The organism is Sphingopyxis sp. FD7, assembly GCF_003609835.1.
In the GTDB taxonomy this organism is placed as follows: Bacteria; Pseudomonadota; Alphaproteobacteria; order Sphingomonadales; family Sphingomonadaceae; genus Sphingopyxis.
In genome coordinates this window covers 1,987,462-2,002,609 of the sequence record NZ_AP017898.1, presented here as the reverse complement: position 1 = coordinate 2,002,609, position 15,148 = coordinate 1,987,462, and the positions used below count along the sequence as shown (strand labels likewise).

14 protein-coding genes are annotated in these 15,148 nt (G+C 68.0%); 3 read left to right on the top strand and 11 right to left on the bottom strand.

From position 1 onward, the window contains the following. Positions 1-31: 31 nt before the first annotated feature. The gene (locus SPYCA_RS19555; protein ID WP_232003249.1) at positions 32-241 is read left to right on the top strand and encodes a putative quinol monooxygenase; all 210 of its coding nucleotides are present in this window, start codon (positions 32-34) and stop codon (positions 239-241) included. 974 nt (positions 242-1,215) lie between these two features. Here the strand turns inward: SPYCA_RS19555 and SPYCA_RS09430 are convergent. Together SPYCA_RS09430 and gltX are read right to left on the bottom strand one after the other, a co-directional pair. Further along, positions 1,216-2,499, bottom strand: a complete 1,284-nt coding sequence (locus SPYCA_RS09430) for a citrate synthase (RefSeq protein WP_120219941.1) — start codon at positions 2,497-2,499, stop codon at positions 1,216-1,218. A 38-nt stretch (positions 2,500-2,537) separates the two neighbouring features. After that, a complete protein-coding gene (gene gltX, locus SPYCA_RS09425; RefSeq protein ID WP_120219940.1) occupies positions 2,538-4,004 on the bottom strand; it encodes a glutamate--tRNA ligase in 1,467 nt (488 codons plus the stop codon). Between the two features lie 58 nt (positions 4,005-4,062). Here gltX and SPYCA_RS09420 point away from each other — a divergent pair, with 58 nt between their 5' ends. Further along, complete coding sequence (locus tag SPYCA_RS09420; RefSeq protein ID WP_120219939.1) at positions 4,063-6,222, top strand: ComEC/Rec2 family competence protein; 2,160 nt, start codon at positions 4,063-4,065, stop codon at positions 6,220-6,222. Here SPYCA_RS09420 and lexA read toward each other — a convergent pair. The 9 genes from lexA to SPYCA_RS09375 all read right to left on the bottom strand — a co-directional run bounded on the left by lexA (position 6,176) and on the right by SPYCA_RS09375 (position 14,224). Continuing rightward, positions 6,176-6,859, bottom strand: coding sequence for a transcriptional repressor LexA (gene lexA, locus SPYCA_RS09415; RefSeq protein WP_120219938.1), 684 nt, complete (start codon positions 6,857-6,859; stop codon positions 6,176-6,178). The genes SPYCA_RS09420 and lexA overlap by 47 nt on opposite strands. A gap of 74 nt (positions 6,860-6,933) precedes the next feature. Next, positions 6,934-8,124, bottom strand: coding sequence for a molybdopterin molybdotransferase MoeA (locus SPYCA_RS09410; protein ID WP_120219937.1), 1,191 nt, complete (start codon positions 8,122-8,124; stop codon positions 6,934-6,936). Beyond that, entirely contained in the window at positions 8,121-8,594 is a 474-nt protein-coding gene (moaC, locus tag SPYCA_RS09405) for a cyclic pyranopterin monophosphate synthase MoaC (protein ID WP_120219936.1), read from the bottom strand. The genes SPYCA_RS09410 and moaC overlap by 4 nt, the downstream gene beginning before the upstream one ends. Before the next feature lie 175 nt (positions 8,595-8,769). Further along, positions 8,770-9,477 carry a monofunctional biosynthetic peptidoglycan transglycosylase gene (gene mtgA / locus SPYCA_RS09400; RefSeq protein WP_120219935.1) on the bottom strand — a complete coding sequence of 236 codons (708 nt, stop codon included), beginning with the start codon at positions 9,475-9,477 and terminating at the stop codon, positions 8,770-8,772. Positions 9,478-9,537: 60 nt separating this feature from the next. Further along, the gene (locus SPYCA_RS09395; RefSeq protein WP_120219934.1) at positions 9,538-10,182 is read right to left on the bottom strand and encodes a hypothetical protein; all 645 of its coding nucleotides are present in this window, start codon (positions 10,180-10,182) and stop codon (positions 9,538-9,540) included. A 74-nt stretch (positions 10,183-10,256) separates the two neighbouring features. Further along, the gene (locus tag SPYCA_RS09390) at positions 10,257-11,351 is read right to left on the bottom strand and encodes a M23 family metallopeptidase (RefSeq protein WP_120219933.1); all 1,095 of its coding nucleotides are present in this window, start codon (positions 11,349-11,351) and stop codon (positions 10,257-10,259) included. Between the two features lie 78 nt (positions 11,352-11,429). Further along, on the bottom strand, positions 11,430-12,260 hold the full coding sequence (locus SPYCA_RS09385; RefSeq protein WP_120219932.1) for a LytTR family DNA-binding domain-containing protein: 831 nt from the start codon (positions 12,258-12,260) through the stop codon (positions 11,430-11,432). Between the two features lie 26 nt (positions 12,261-12,286). After that, entirely contained in the window at positions 12,287-13,189 is a 903-nt protein-coding gene (gene rpoH, locus SPYCA_RS09380; protein WP_120219931.1) for an RNA polymerase sigma factor RpoH, read from the bottom strand. Between the two features lie 78 nt (positions 13,190-13,267). After that, on the bottom strand, positions 13,268-14,224 hold the full coding sequence (locus SPYCA_RS09375) for an RluA family pseudouridine synthase (protein WP_120219930.1): 957 nt from the start codon (positions 14,222-14,224) through the stop codon (positions 13,268-13,270). Positions 14,225-14,493: 269 nt separating this feature from the next. Between SPYCA_RS09375 and SPYCA_RS09370 the strand changes: the two genes are divergently transcribed. Further along, positions 14,494-15,138: a histidine phosphotransferase family protein gene (locus SPYCA_RS09370; RefSeq protein WP_120219929.1), complete on the top strand. Its 645-nt coding sequence runs from the start codon at positions 14,494-14,496 to the stop codon at positions 15,136-15,138. Positions 15,139-15,148: the final 10 nt, after the last annotated feature.

The window sequence follows — 15,148 nt, the reverse complement described above, 5'->3', positions numbered from 1 at the left end:
AATTTCTGTCAAGCAAACAATTGGAGGATGCATGATCCTCATCACCGGCCACATCATCCTCACCCTCGACCACCGCAACCGCATGATCGCGCTCGGCGCCGAGCATAGCGCGCGGTCGCGTTCCGAGCCGGGGTGTCTGGCGCATAATTGCGATATCGATGTCGAGAACTCCGACCGGCTGATGTTCGTCGAGGAGTGGGAGAGCGTCGATGCCGTGCGCGCGCCGTCATCCCGGACGTGATCCGGGATTGCGCTGCCCGTGTCGCGCGCCTTCGTGGCCGACATGCGCGCGCTGTCGCCCGAACCGCCGGTGATCCGGATTTATGCGGCGGAGGATATGACCGCGACGCTGGTGTCGGTGCAGAAAGAATAATCTCACGCAAAGGCGCAAAGGCGCAAAGACGGGCTGGTGATCTGTCGCGGGCGGCTTTTGCCTACTGGCGGCGTCGGGTCTCACACAAAGACACAAAGATGGCGGTTTGGGCTGGTAAGTCATGGATGCCGATCGGGCGTCGGATGGCTTGAGGCCGGACTTCGTCCGGCATCGAAACCGACCGGCGCTCGTCTGACACGCCGACGACAGTGGCCGAAACGGCCATCTTTGTGTCTTTGTGTGAAAAATCTCTCTTCTTCTTCGCGCCTTCGCGCCTTTGCGTGAGACCATTTTATTCCCGCCCACCCGGACAGGGTCAGGCAAGGCTCGATCCGGCATCCCTAATCGCTGGTGTCGATGGACCCCGGATCGGGTCCGGCGTGACGAATGGAAGCGGGGCTTCATAAAAACGCTGTCCTACATGGCGCCGCTGTGCCAGCCTTTGATTTGGCTCTTTCGCATCATGGATATAATGCTCGTCGCCCCGCTGTGGACGCGGCGCGCCCGGCCGTCTTTTCCCGCGCCACGGGGGAGCACGCAGGACAGCGCGCAGGGCTGACCTTTACTGACTTTTGGCCGCAGCCCGCGCGCCTTGCCGACGTCCGCCACCGTCCGCGCGCTCTTCGCAAGCCCCTGATTTCCGGCGCATGAAGGTGACAAGTTTGACAAGTTAAGCGCGCGATCGGGTCTGGCATCGCCTCCCAATCCCGTCATCCCGGCCTTCGCCGGGATGACGTTTCAGGCGGGAAGGGGGGATGCGCCGTTCGCCCCGCCGCCGCCCACGAAAAAGGGGCCGCAAAGCGCGGCCCCTTCCTCACATTCCTTACTGTGCGGCGCTTGGCTTAGCGCTGGCTCACCGGCACATAGGGGCGGTGCGCCGGGCCGGTGTAAAGCTGGCGCGGGCGGCCGATCTTCTGGGCGGGGTCCGAAATCATCTCGTTCCACTGCGCGACCCAGCCGACGGTGCGGGCCAGCGCGAAGAGCGCGGTGAACATCGTCGTCGGGAAACCGATCGCCGACAGGATCACGCCCGAATAGAAATCGACATTGGGGAACAGCTTTTTCTCGACGAAATAATCGTCGTTCAGCGCCATTTCCTCCAGTTGCAGCGCGACCTCGAACACCGGGTCGTTGACCTTCAGCGCGTCGAACACCTCGCGCACCGTTTTCTGCATCACCGTCGCGCGCGGATCGTAATTCTTGTACACGCGGTGGCCGAAACCCATCAGGCGGAACGGGTCGTCCTTGTCCTTGGCGCGGGCGATATATTCGGGGATGCGTTCGGGGCGGCCGATCTCGCGCAGCATGTTGAGCGCGGCCTCGTTCGCGCCGCCATGCGCCGGGCCCCACAGGCAGGCGATGCCCGCGGCGATGCACGCAAAGGGGTTGGCGCCCGACGAACCCGCCAGGCGGACGGTCGAGGTCGACGCATTCTGCTCATGGTCGGCGTGGAGGATGAAGATGCGGTCGAGCGCGCGCTCGACGGCGGGCACGACCTCATATTCCTCGGCCGGAACGCCGAACGTCATGCGCAGGAAATTGCCGGTGTAGCTGAGCTTGTTGTCGGGATAGATGAACGGCTGGCCCACCGAATATTTATACGCCATCGCCGCGATCGTCGGCATCTTGGCGATCAGCCGGTGGCTGGCGATCATCCGCTGGTGCGGGTCCTGGATGTCGGTCGAGTCGTGATAGAAGGCGCTGAGCGCGCCGACGACGCCGCACATGATCGCCATCGGGTGCGCGTCGCGGCGGAAGCCGCGGTAAAAGGTCGCGAGCTGTTCGTGCAGCATCGTGTGGCGGGTGATGGTATTGTCGAACGCCTGAAGCTCGTCGGCGGTCGGCAGCTCGCCGTTGAGCAGGAGGTAGCACACCTCCATGAACGACGAATGTTCGGCGAGGTCGCCGATCGCATAGCCGCGGTGCAGCAGCACGCCCTCGTCGCCGTCGATATAGGTCAGCTTCGATTCGCAGCTCGCGGTCGATGTGAAGCCGGGATCGTAGGTGAAGGCGCCGGTCTGGGCATAGAATTTGCGGATATCGACCACGTCGGGGCCGACGGTGCCCGACAGGACAGGGCTGTCGACGGTCTTGTCGCCCAGCGTGATTTTTGCGGTGTCGGTCATATTAGCTTCCCTGTTCTGACGGCGGGAGAATGTTGCGGCTACGCCCCTGCCGGATAATGTTGCGCTGCGTCAAGTCGCGCCAGGCTGACTTCGCGTCCGAGCAGCAGCAGCACGTCGAAAATGCCGGGCGAAACCGTGCGGCCGGTCAGCGCGGCGCGCAGCGGCTGCGCCAGCTTGCCCAGCCCCAGTCCGGCGGCTTCGGCTTCGGCGCGCACCGCGGCTTCCAGCTCGTCGCTCGTCCAGTCGCCGAGTCCGCTGAGGCGCTGCGTCACCGCGGCGAGCAGGCCTTCGGGGGCAGAGGCTAGCACTTCGGCGGCCTTTTCGTCCACCGGCATGGGGTCGGGGGCGAAGAGGAAGGTCGCGCCCTCGGCGATCTCGCCCAGCGTCTTGGCGCGCGGTTTGAGCGCCGCCATGGCGCGGGTCAGCAGCGCGCGGTCGCCATCGTCCAGCGCGCGGCCGACCAGCATTTCGACCCGCGGCGCGACGAGGCCGGCAAGGCGGACGTCGTCGGCTTCGCGGAGATAATGGCCGTTGAGATTCTCCAGCTTCTTGAAATCGAAGCGCGAGGGCGAGCGGCCGACATGGTCGAGGTCGAACCATTCGACGGCCTGGGCGCGGCTGATGATCTCGTCATCGCCATGCCCCCAGCCGAGGCGGAGCAGATAATTGTTCACCGCTTCGGGGAGGTATCCCATCGCGTCGCGGTACGCATCGACGCCGAGCGCGCCGTGGCGCTTCGACAGCTTCGCCCCGTCGGCGCCGTGGATCAGCGGGACGTGGGCATAGACCGGCTCGCGCCACCCCATCGCGCGGATCAGCGCCAGCTGGCGGAACGCGTTGTTGAGGTGATCGTCGCCGCGAATCACATGGGTGACGCCCATGTCGTTATCGTCGACGACGACGCTCAGCATATAGGTGGGGGTGCCGTCGCTGCGCAGCAGGATGAAATCGTCGAGTTCGGCATTCTGCACCGTGACCTCGCCCTGCACCCGGTCGGCGATCGTCACCGCGCCGTCCTGCGGCGCGCGGAGGCGAAGGACGTGCGGCGCCGCGGGGTCGCCGTCGGCGCGGTCGCGCCACGGGCTGCGGACGCGGAATGGCTGGCGCTTTTCCTGCGCCTCGGCGCGCATCGCGGCAAGCTCGTCCGGCGTCAGGTAACAGCGATAGGCCGCGCCGCGCGCGAGCAGTTCGTGCGCGACCTCGGCATGGCGCGGCGCGCGGGCGAACTGGAACACCGTCTCGCCGTCCCAGTCGAGCTCCAGCCAGCGCATCCCGTCCAGAATCGCGTCGATCGCCGCGTCGGTCGACCGCGCGCGGTCGGTATCCTCGATCCGCAGCAGGAACCGGCCGCCGTGATGGCGGGCGAACAGCCAGTTGAACAGCGCGGTGCGCGCGCCGCCGATGTGCAGATAGCCGGTGGGCGAGGGCGCGAAGCGCGTCACCACGTCGGCGCCGGTCGCCTCGGGCGTCGCTTCTGCCACTTTGGTTGGGTTTTCGGTTGCCACCACGGCCTCTTTCACTCACTTTGCCGCCCGGTCGGGCGGGATCGGGGGTGCCCCTAGCATGGCGACAAGTCCGCTTCAAACGCCCATTGCACCCCGCCGCGCCGCCCGCTGGAAAGCGCTCGTCGCGGCGCTCGAAACGCGACTGGAGGCGGAGCGCGAACGCATCGGCCTCTGGCTCCCCGTCGCGCTGGGGGCGGGCATCGCCGCATGGCTCGCACTGCCGACCAGGGGGCACTGGATCGGGTCGTTGCTGCTACTCGCCGCCGGGGTGCTCGGCGGGCTGATGATTGGCTGGCGCCGCCGCGCCGGCCGAGCGGTCGCGGTCGGCTGCGGCGTGATGGCGGCGGGGATGCTGCTCATCTGGGGCCGCGCGCTGTGGGTTGCAGCGCCCGTGCTCGTGCAGCCGGTCGTCACCGAATTTTCCGCCATCGTCGAACGCGTCGAGCCGCGGCCCGCCAGGGGGCAGGTGCGGATTCTTGCCCGGCCAAGCGCGCGCGCCGACCTGCCGCCGCGCATCCGCCTGACCCTGCGCACCGAACAGGCGGGCGACCTGGCCGCGGGCGAGGCGATCGGGGTGCGCGCGCGGCTGATGCCGCCGCCGACCGCCAGCCTGCCCGGCGGCTATGATTTCGCGCGGCGCGCGTGGTTCGACGGCATCGGCGCGGTGGGAACGGTGCTCGGCGACGTCGCGCGCGTGCCAGGCCGGGCGGATGCCGAACCGCCGCTGCGCGCACGGCTGAGCGCGCATATTCAGGGTGAGGTCGAAGGCTCGGCGGGCGGCATCGCGGCGGCGCTGGTGACCGGCGACCGCGGCGCGATTGCCGAGGCCGACGAAGAGGCAATGCGGCGGAGCGGGCTCGCGCACCTGCTGTCGATCAGCGGGCTGCACGTCACGGCGGTCGTCGGTTTCGCGATGCTGCTGGCGATGCGGCTGTTCGCGCTGAGCCAGCGGCTCGCGCTCGCGGGCCTTGTCTTGCCGCTCGCGGCGGCGGCGGGGGCGCTCGCGGGCGGGGGTTATACATGGCTCGCCGGGGCCGAAGTGCCGACCTTGCGTTCGTTCATCGCCGCGTTGCTCGTGCTCGTCGCCTTCCTGATGGGACGCGAGGCGCTGACCTTGCGGCTCGTCGCGGCGGGGGCGCTGATCGTGCTCCTGTGGCGGCCCGAGGCGCTGGCGGGGCCGAGTTTCCAGCTGAGCTTTGCCGCGGTCGCCGCGATCGTCGCCCTCCACGAAAGCCCGGCGATGCAGGCGTTCCTCGCGCGCCGTGAGGAATCGTGGCCGTTTCGCCTGGGGCGCGGCGTCATCGGCTTGCTGATTACGGGCCTCGTCGTCGAGGTCGCGCTCACGCCGATCGCGCTTTTCCATTTCCACAAGGCGGGGCTGTACGGCGCGCTCGCCAATGTCATCGCGATCCCGCTCACAACCTTTGTCGTCATGCCTGCCGAGGCACTGGCGCTACTGTTCGACAGCGTCGGACTTGGGGCGCCCTTCTGGTGGGTCGCCGAACAGGCGCTGCGGTTGCTGATTGCGCTCGCCCACGCCGTTTCGGGCGCGCCGGGGGCGGTGACGACGCTGCCCAGCTTTCCGCCATGGGGCTTTGGCCTGGCGCTATTCGGCGGGCTGTGGATATTGCTGTGGAAGACGCGCTGGCGCCGATGGGGGATGATTCCGCTCGCGGCGGGCGCCGCCGTGCTGTTTGCGCAGCCGCGCCCCGACCTGCTGGTCACCGGCGACGGACGGCACATCGCCGCGGCCCTGCCCGACGGCGGTTACGCGCTGCTCCGCGATCGCGCGGGCGACTATGTCCGCGACAGCATGGCCGAAGCCGCCGGAATCGACGCCCCGCTCGCCACGCTCGCCGATCTCGATCATGTCGAGTGCAACCGCGATTTCTGCCGCTGGGTGCAGGGCGCGGGGACGGCGCGGCGCATCATCCTCGCCTCGCGCGGGCGCGACCGGGTCGAGGGCACGGACATGGCCGCGGCGTGCGCCGCCGCCGATATTGTCATCAGCGACCGCTGGCTGCCGCGCGAATGCGTCGGCCGCTGGCTGACGATCGAGCGCGACAGCCTCGCCGAAACGGGCGGGCTCGCGCTCTATCTTGGCGAACGGCCCAAAGCCGTCGCCGCATTGCGATCCGGCGCCGAGCATCCGTGGCGCCGCCCGCAGCAGGTCAGTGGTAACGACGAAGCAATCCCGACAGACGCCCTTGCACAATGACGCGCTCGGCAGGGTAGCGTTGCGGTTCATAGGCGCTGTTCGCAGGATCGAGCCGGATCATCTTGCCTTCGCGGCGGAAAAATTTGAGTGTCGCATCCTGCCCGTCGACAAGCGCGACGACAATGTCACCCTCGCGCGCCGTATCCGCTTTCTGGATCAGCGCATAGTCGCCGTCGAAAATGCCCGCCTCGACCATCGAGTCGCCCGACACTTCGAGCGCATAATGTTCGCCCGCGCCGAGCAGCGCCGCGGGAACGGCGAGCTGCTCATGGTCCTCAAACGCTTCGATCGGGACACCCGCGGCGATTCTGCCGTGCAGCGGCACTTCGATAATGTCGTTCGCGGCGATCGGTTTGAGTGCGGGGGGCGTCTTGCGGAGCGCGACGACATTGTCGCGATTGTTGTTCACCACGGACTTCGCGGCTTCGGGCAGCTTCAGCACCTCCAGCGCGCGCGCGCGATTGGGCAGGCGGCGGAGAAAGCCCCTTTCTTCCAGGGCGCTTATCAGACGGTGGATGCCCGATTTCGACTTGAGGCCCAGCGCCTCCTTCATCTCCTCGAACGAGGGCGAGATGCCGCTCGCGTCGAGGCGCTGCTGGATGAAGTGGAGCAGTTCATGCTGCTTCGCGGTCAACATCGGTCATTCTCCATGAAGGCCTGGAGCGTCAGGCCGGACATAGCGGGAACGATAGTGGAACAAAGCAGAACTTGTCAAGCGATGGCGATATAGTCCGCTGCATCGCCCGCGCTGCGCGCCGGGGCGTCTATATCGCGGATCAGCAGCGCATTGGCCGCGGCGAGCGGGAGGGTGCGGCCGCTTTCCTGCCCCACGAGCGGGGTGAGCAGCCCGCGCTCGACCCGCGCGCGCAGATAGTCGCGGCGCGTTCCCCCCGCATCCAGCGGCGCGGCGAGCGGCGCGCGCTGCACCGGCGGCAAGGGTGCGCGCGCACCCGCGAGATGACGAACGAGCGGGAGTAGGAACAGCGTCGCGGTGACGAAGGCCGACGAGGGATTGCCGGGCAGGCCGAGCAGGATCGCATCGCCCAGCGTTCCGGCGATCAGCGGCTTGCCGGGCTTCATCGCGATCTTCCAGAAATCGAGCCGCCCGCCCGCATCAACCAGCGCGCCGCGGACATGGTCATGATCGCCGACCGACGCGCCGCCGACGGTGACGATGACGTCGTGATGCCGCGCCAGATCCTTGAGAACCCCTGCCAGCGCCGCGCGGTCGTCGCGGACGTGGAGCGGCTGCACGGGCACGGCGACCTCGCCCGCGAGCATCGCGGCGAGCATCACGCCGTTGCTGTCGGGGATCTGGCCGGGGCCGAGCGCGCGGCCTGGGGCCACAAGTTCGTGGCCGGTGGTGAGGATCGCGACGCGCGGTCGGGCGCCGACGGGAAGCGTGCCCGCGCCGCTCATCGCCGCGGTGGCGATGGCGCCGGGCGTCAGCCATGAGCCCGCCGCGAGCAGCGCGTCGCCGGCCGCGAAATCGGCGGCGCGCGCGCGGATGTGGCGACCGCGGCTCCCCGGACCGTCGCCGGTCAGGACCAGCCGGTCGCCCTCGCGCGCGACATCCTCCTGCACGATCACCGTGTCGGCGCCGGGCGGGACGATCGCGCCGGTGAAGATGCGCAGCGCCTCGCCGACGCCGACCGCGCGGTCGGGCGCCGCACCCGCGGCGACCTCGCCGGTCACGGCCCACGGGCCGGGCAGGTCGTCGAAGCGGATCGCATAGCCGTCCATCGCCGACAGCGGCGCCGCGGGCTGGTCGCGCCCGGCGAGGACGTCGGCGGCGAGATAGCGGCCATGCGCTTCGGCAAGCGCGACCGTTTCGCCCGCGAGCGGCGCGCGCAGCCCGATCAGGCGCGCCTGCGCCTCCTCGACGGGCAAGAGCGCGCTCATTCGGCGCGCCAGTCGCCCGAGCGGCCGCCGCTCTTTTCGAGCAGGCGGACGTCGCCGATCACCATCGCGCGGTCGAGCGCCTTGGCCATGTCATAGAGGGTGAGCAACGCGACCGACGCGGCGGTCAGCGCCTCCATCTCGACGCCGGTTGGCCCGGTCGTCTGCGCGACCGCCGTGACGGCGATGCCATTGTCCTCCCACGCGAAATCCACGCCAACCTTGGTGAGCGCGAGCGGATGGCAGAGCGGGATGAGGTCGGCGGTGCGCTTGGCTGCCATGATGCCGGCGATACGCGCGGTGGAAAGCACGTCGCCCTTGGGCGCATTGCCGCCGCGGATGGCTTCGAGAGCCTCCGCCGACATGGCGATGCGTCCGCCGGCGACGGCGCGACGCTGCGTCGCGGGCTTGGCGCCGACATCGACCATATGCGCGGCGCCGCTGTCGTCGAGATGAGTCGGTTTGAGGGTCATAAGGGGAGCGAAGCAAGGGGCGAGGCGAAAGGCAAGGGGGACAGAGGAGGAATTGTCGGGGAACGGCCGGAATCCACCCCACACCAGCCGCACAAGGCTGACCTTTCCTGACCTTTGGACCGATTGCGCCGGGGCCGTGCCGACCGCTCCGCGCCCCGAAGCGGACATCCGGCGCCTAATCGTAAACGCACGCATCCAGCCCGTCGCGCCGGACCTGGCCGATGCGCGCGGCGATGGTGTTGCCATAGCGGCGCGTGAAGCCCGACGGGCTCACCGCCTCGCGCTTCCGGGGCAGCGGCAGGATGGCGGCGATGCGCGCCGCCTCGCGCGGGGTCAGCTTGGCCGCGCCCTTCTTGAAATAACGCCGCGCCCCCGCCTCGACGCCATAGGTGCCGATCCCCGTCTCGGCGACGTTGAGGTAAACCTCCATGATCCGCCTTTTGCCCCAGATCGTCTCGATCAGGAAGGTGAACCAGACTTCGGGCACCTTGCGGACATAGCGCGTCCAGCCGCTGCCCTGCCACAGAAAGACATTTTTCGCGGTCTGCTGGCTGATCGTCGATCCGCCGCGCAGCCGCTTGCCCCTGGCGTTGCGCTCGATCGCTTCCTCGATCGCCTCGGTGTCGAAGCCGCTGTGGCTACAGAATTTCCCGTCCTCCGCCGCGATCACCGCGCGGACCATGTTGCGGTCGATGTCCGACAGGCTGGTCCAGTCCTTGGTGATGCCGTTGCGGTCGGCCAGCATGGTGAAGGTCACCGGCGGCGGCACCACGGCATAGACGAGCACCCACAGCACCGAAAAGGCGATCAGCCATAACAGCCATTTGAGCGGACGGAGAAGCCAATGGGATTTACGGCGCCGGGTCGATTTCGCAGTGGGCATGATGGTTCATTAGCCGCTTGCCGACGCGCGGCAAGCGGCTGTTTGGTGTCGGGAGGGGCGTCAGGCCTTGGGCGGTTCGCCGCCCGGCCCGTCGCCATGCTTCTTGTCGCCGTCCTTCTTGTCCGTGGCGGCGTCGATCGCCTCGCCCGCCTTAGCGGCGGCGCCCCTGGCCGCGTCGGCGGCGTCGGACGCGAGCGAGCGCATCTTCGCCTCGGCTTCGGCTTCCTTGCCGCTCATCACGACCCACGCCATCGCCGCGGCGGCGATCAGCGCGAACAGGGCGAGCCAATATCCGATTTCCCAATTGACCTGGATCATCGCCATCGCCGCGCGGTCCATGTCGCCGCCGCCGCCGTTTTTCGCGGCCTCGGCCATGATCGCATCCTTGCTGTAGCGCCAGGTGCCGAGGAAGATCAGCACCAGCGCGGCGACCGACGTGCCGAGCACCAGCTTCGCCGCTTCGCGCCCGCGCGTGAAGAGCAGGAACAGACCTCCCGCAATCGCCAGCAGCGCCAGGATCAGCCACAGGTTCATCGCCGCGCCATCGCCCGCCGACGCCGCGCGCCCCATCGTCGTGACATTGCCAAAGGCAAGGCCAAAGCCCGTCGCTTCGGCGATCTTCTGTTCGGAGCAGCTGATCGTCATCCACGGCAGCAGGAAGGCGACGAGGGCGATGCCCTTGGGAATCCGGATCCATTTCCACATGCTGTTTCCCCCTCACGGTAAACGCGACCCGGCGGGCAGGCTAGCCGATTGTCTCGCCGAGTCAAATCGCCGGTTCAGGGGTCGAAGCGGATCACGGCATAGGGGGCGGGCAGGCCGTCGACGGGGCGTTGGGTTTCGGCGCGCCAGAGCTTTCCTTCCCCAAAATCCTCGCGGGTCGCATAGGCCCCCACAACACGCCCGGCGGCCAGCCGATAGGGCAGGCCTTCGCCGTCGAGCGGTGCGATGGCGTCGGCGACGTGGAAATGCAGGTGCGGCTGGGTGACATGGCCGGTCGCTCCGACCCGGCCGATGACCTGCCCTTTGCGAACGCGCTCGCCTTGCCGGACGGGGATGCCCGGCATCAGATGCTGGTAAAAGGCATAGCGGGCGCCGGGCAGCCGTTGGACGATCATCGTTCCCGTCTCGTCCTCGACGCTGGCGCGCGCTTCGGGGGCAGCCGGATCCTTGACGACCAGGATTTCGCCATCGGCGACCGCCAGCACGTCGGCGCCCGATCCGTCGGCGGCGACATCGCTCCCCGCCGAGGCGCGGTCGAACCCCGCCGCGGGCATCCAGTCGATCGCGTGGCGTCCGGGCAGGCGGACGCGCCCGCTGACGGCATAGGGATAGCGGCGATGGCCGTTATCGAGTTCGGGCAGCGCCACCGCGGCCCACGGCCCCCCGCGCAGCGGCGCGCCGATGTCGAGGTCGGTTGCGGGCTGCGGCGCGAAGGCGCCCCCCTCGATCGCGACCGGATCGCCCGGAGCATCCGCGCGTTGCGGCACCAGGCCGATCCGGTGGGTCAGCGGCTCCACGTCGCAGCGGCGCCACGGCACCGCGAGATAGAAGATCGCCCGCTGACCGGGGGCAAGGTCGTGCGCGCCGCCCGGCTGGGCGCCGATCCGCCGCATGACTCGGGCCGGGTCGATGCGGGCGATGATCGCGCCATCGTCAGCCGCGCGCAGCTCGACAGCGGTGACGGTCAGCGTCTGCGCGGCGAAATTGGTCGCATGAAGCTCGTAGACGAGCCGGTCCTCGCCGTCGATCCGCGCGACCGGCGGACTGTGCGGGACGGTGAGATGCAGCGACTGAAACGGCCGCACCTCGGCCATCGCGGGCGGAGCATCGGGCGCGGCGGAGAGGAGGAGGAACAAGAGGCTGAACGGCATAGACGGGTCTCCACGATGAAGGGGAGGCCGTCATGGTGGGAAAGGGCGCCGCGGACGATCGCCAATCGGCGAGCGGGACTATTCGCCCGGACGAGCGGGCCGGGGGTCGAGCAGCGCGGCGAGATTGTCCCGGAAACGACGGCTCAGCCGCAATTGTTCGCCGCCGATCAGCCGGACAAGCGCGTCGCCGCGCCCGATCGGCGCGATCTCGCGCACCCGGTCGATACGGATCAGCGCGCCGCGGTGGATGCGCGCGAACTCGGCGGCGGGCAGGCGCTGGCCAAGCGAGGTCAGCGATTCCTCGATCAGCATCGTGCGTCCCGCCGCATGGATTTCGGCATAGTCGCCCGCGGCCCCGATCCAGTCGATCGTGTCCGGCGGGATGCGCGTCAGCCGTCCGCGGCTGCGTATCTCGATGACGGCATCGGCGCGAGAGCCGTCCTCCCGCTGTCGGCGCGGCCAACGCGTCCAGGCGATCGTCAGTGCGACAACGCCCGCGTAAAGCATCGTGTTGGTGTCGAAATTGCGTACGAACATGATGTCGGCCATCGCGCCCCGCGTTGCGACGCGCGCGCTGCGATAGACGGGCCAATAGATCAGCCCGAACAGCAGGACGTGCGCGTAAACGGTGACGGGCCACAGCAGCAGATAGGCGGCGATACGCCCCCACCACGGCCTGATCCGGCGTTCGATGGCCAGCGCCGCGCCGACGACCGGCCAGCTGAGCAGCGCCCAGATCGAATAGATGGCCGCAACATAGCCGAGCGTCGGCCACCAGTCCTGCGCATGGCCGCGATACGCCGCGACGAAATAGCCTTGCCCGGCCTGTGCGAGCGCCACCAGCGTCCATGCCGCCAGCGTCAGGCCGCTCCATCCGGCGCGGGTAACGGGCGCGCGCGGACGGATCATCGTCGGGTGCCCGGCGCCGTGCCGCGTCAGGCGGTGAGGAGGCGCCGGTCGCCGGCGAGCTTCAGCATCGCCTTTTGCAGCTTTTCAAAGGCGCGCACCTCGATCTGGCGCACGCGCTCGCGGCTGACGTCGTAAAGCTGGCTCAAATCCTCGAGCGTCTTGGGATCGTCGGTCAGGCGGCGCTCGGTCAGGATATGGCGCTCGCGCTCGCTCAGCGTATCGAGCGCCTCGGTCAGCAGCTCATGTCGCACGTCGCGCTCCTGCGCCTCGGCGACGCGCTCGTCCTGCAACGGGCCTTCGTCGCCCAGCAGATCCTGCCACTGGCTGTCGCCATCTTCGCCCATCGGGACGTTCAGCGACGTGTCGCCGCCCATCGCCATGCGACGGTTCATGCTGACGACTTCTTCCTCGGTGACGCCGAGGTCGGTCGCGATCTTGGCGACATGTTCGGGGCTGAGGTCGCCGTCCTCGAAGGCTTCGAGATTGTTCTTCATCCGGCGGAGGTTGAAGAACAGCTTTTTCTGCGCCGCCGTGGTGCCCATCTTCACGAGGCTCCAAGACCGCAGGATGAACTCCTGGATCGACGCGCGAATCCACCACATCGCATAGGTGGCGAGGCGGAAGCCGCGTTCGGGGTCGAACTTTTTCACGCCCTGCATGAGGCCGATATTGCCCTCGCTGATCAGCTCGCTGACCGGCAGGCCATAGCCGCGATAGCCCATCGCGATCTTCGCGACGAGGCGGAGGTGCGAGGTGACGAGCTGCGCGGCGGCCTCATTGTCGCCATGCTCCTGAAAACGCTTGGCGAGCATATATTCCTGCTCGGGCGTCAGAAGGGGAAATTTGCGGATTTCGGCCAGATAGCGGTTCAGGCTCGCCTCACCGCCGAGCGCGGGCACCACTGCCGGAACATTGCTTTTGTTAGCCATGGAGAGTGTCTTCCCTAAAACCTGAAATCATCTTGCCGCGGTTGGCTCCGGCGGTCAAAATAGATTTTTATTCGAAACCTAAACGCGCAGTTCATCGATCAGTTCCCGCATGTCCGCTGGGAGTTCGCTGTCGAGCGCGATGCTGTTACCGGTCACCGGATGAATAAAGCCCAAATGGGCCGCGTGCAATGCCTGCCGCGCGAAATTGCAGGCCTTCAACACATCCGAAAGCGGCTTTCGGGCGCGACCATAGACCGGATCGCCGACCAGCGGATGGCCGATATGCGCCATATGGACGCGCACCTGATGCGTGCGTCCGGTCTCCAGCCGGCATTCGATCAAGGTCGCACCCTTGAGTGGCTCGATCGTGCGATAATGGGTGATCGCATGTTTGCCGCGGCCCGCGGCGACGACCGCCATCTTCTTGCGGTTGGTCGCCGACCGGCCGAGCGCGGCGTCGACGGTGCCGTTCGCGGGCATCGGGCGTCCGGTCGCGATCGCCAGATAGCGGCGGTCGATGCTGTGCGCGGCAAATTGTTTTGCGAGCCCTTCGTGCGCCTTGTCATGCTTGGCGGCGACGATCAGCCCGCTCGTATCCTTGTCGATGCGGTGGACGATTCCCGGCCGCGCGACGCCGCCGATGCCCGACAACTGCCCCGCGCAATGATGGAGCAGCGCATTGACCATCGTGCCGTCGAGATTGCCCGCGGCGGGGTGGACCACCATTCCCGCGGGCTTGTCGATCACGATCAGATGCTCGTCTTCATAGGCGATGACGAGGCCCATGTCCTGCGCGACATTGTGCGCGGGCAGCGTAGCGGGCAGGCGGATTTCGATCGTCGCAGGCGGCACGGTTTTCGCGGCGGGATCCCACAGGATTGCGCCGTGAACGTCGAGCACGCGGCCGCCTTTGATAAGGCTTTTCAACCGCTCACGCGACAGGCTGGGGAGCGCTTCGGCAAGCGCCCGGTCGAGCCGCAGCCCCGCCGCCGCGTCATCGAGCGTCACGGTCAGTATCTCGTCGTCCCCCAACATTGACGGGGATGTGTGTTTGGCGCGCCGATTTTCAAGGGACCGGGGCGTCGCGCGCGCCACCATTTCGTCATCCCGGCGCAGGCCGGGATCTCGCCCTCACAACCTGACGCACCGGCGAGATCCCGGCCTGCGCCGGGATGACGGCAAAATGGGGAAGGGCGAATGGCGGTGAAGCAGCCCGCATCGCGCTTGCCCTTTCCCCCCTGGCTGCACTAGGAGCGGCGCACGCCGGGTAAATCCGGCGGCTGCGCTGGGGAGCCTGTTCATCCATGTCCGACGACCGCGTCGATTTCGCCTCCATGCTGGCCTCGCGCCTGTGTCATGACCTGCTCAGCCCTGTCGGCGCCTTCGCCAACGGGCTCGAACTGCTCGCCGACGAGAAAGACCCCGAAATGCGTGCGCGCTGTGTCGAATTGCTCGAGCAGAGCGCGCGGACGTCGGCGAACAAGCTCAAATTCTTTCGTCTGGCCTTTGGGTCGGCGGGCGGTTTCGGCGAGCTCGTTCCGCCGGAGGAAGCCAAATCGGCGATCGAGGGGATCATCGGCGACCGCGCGATCACGCTCAACTGGATGATCGGCGCCGACCCGCTGCCCAAACCCGCGGTCAAGATCGTCCTCAACCTCGCGTTGCTGCTGATCGATGCGCTGGTGCGCGGCGGGCGGCTCGACGTCGGCTGTGAAAAGCAGGGAGAGGGCATCGAAATTGCGCTGCACGTCGAGGCCGAGCGCATCTTCCTCGACGCCGACGTTGAGCGCATATTGGCCGAGGGCGAAGACGCCAGCCCGATGACGTCGCGCACCGCACCCGCCGTGCTGGTGCAGGCGGTGGCGCGGCAGAGCGAGGGCAGGGTGATGCTGGCGCGCGAAACGCCGACCTCGCTGCTCGTCGGCGCGGTGCTGCGGGGGCGCGGGTAAAGCCACTTTT

Bases quoted from the DNA above. Each gene is read 5' to 3' on its own strand.
- SPYCA_RS09420 (WP_120219939.1), top strand. From the start codon at position 4,063: ATGGCGACAAGTCCGCTTCAAACGCCCATTGCACCCCGCCGCGCCGCC.
- SPYCA_RS09430 (WP_120219941.1), bottom strand. From the start codon at position 2,499: ATGACCGACACCGCAAAAATCACGCTGGGCGACAAGACCGTCGACAGC.
- SPYCA_RS09375 (WP_120219930.1), bottom strand. From the start codon at position 14,224: ATGTTGGGGGACGACGAGATACTGACCGTGACGCTCGATGACGCGGCG.
- lexA (WP_120219938.1), bottom strand. From the start codon at position 6,859: ATGTTGACCGCGAAGCAGCATGAACTGCTCCACTTCATCCAGCAGCGC.
- SPYCA_RS09370 (WP_120219929.1), top strand. From the start codon at position 14,494: ATGTCCGACGACCGCGTCGATTTCGCCTCCATGCTGGCCTCGCGCCTG.
- SPYCA_RS09385 (WP_120219932.1), bottom strand. From the start codon at position 12,260: ATGATCCGTCCGCGCGCGCCCGTTACCCGCGCCGGATGGAGCGGCCTG.
- SPYCA_RS09390 (WP_120219933.1), bottom strand. From the start codon at position 11,351: ATGCCGTTCAGCCTCTTGTTCCTCCTCCTCTCCGCCGCGCCCGATGCT.
- rpoH (WP_120219931.1), bottom strand. From the start codon at position 13,189: ATGGCTAACAAAAGCAATGTTCCGGCAGTGGTGCCCGCGCTCGGCGGT.
- SPYCA_RS19555 (WP_232003249.1), top strand. From the start codon at position 32: ATGATCCTCATCACCGGCCACATCATCCTCACCCTCGACCACCGCAAC.
- SPYCA_RS09410 (WP_120219937.1), bottom strand. From the start codon at position 8,124: ATGAGCGCGCTCTTGCCCGTCGAGGAGGCGCAGGCGCGCCTGATCGGG.
- SPYCA_RS09395 (WP_120219934.1), bottom strand. From the start codon at position 10,182: ATGTGGAAATGGATCCGGATTCCCAAGGGCATCGCCCTCGTCGCCTTC.
- moaC (WP_120219936.1), bottom strand. From the start codon at position 8,594: ATGACCCTCAAACCGACTCATCTCGACGACAGCGGCGCCGCGCATATG.
- mtgA (WP_120219935.1), bottom strand. From the start codon at position 9,477: ATGCCCACTGCGAAATCGACCCGGCGCCGTAAATCCCATTGGCTTCTC.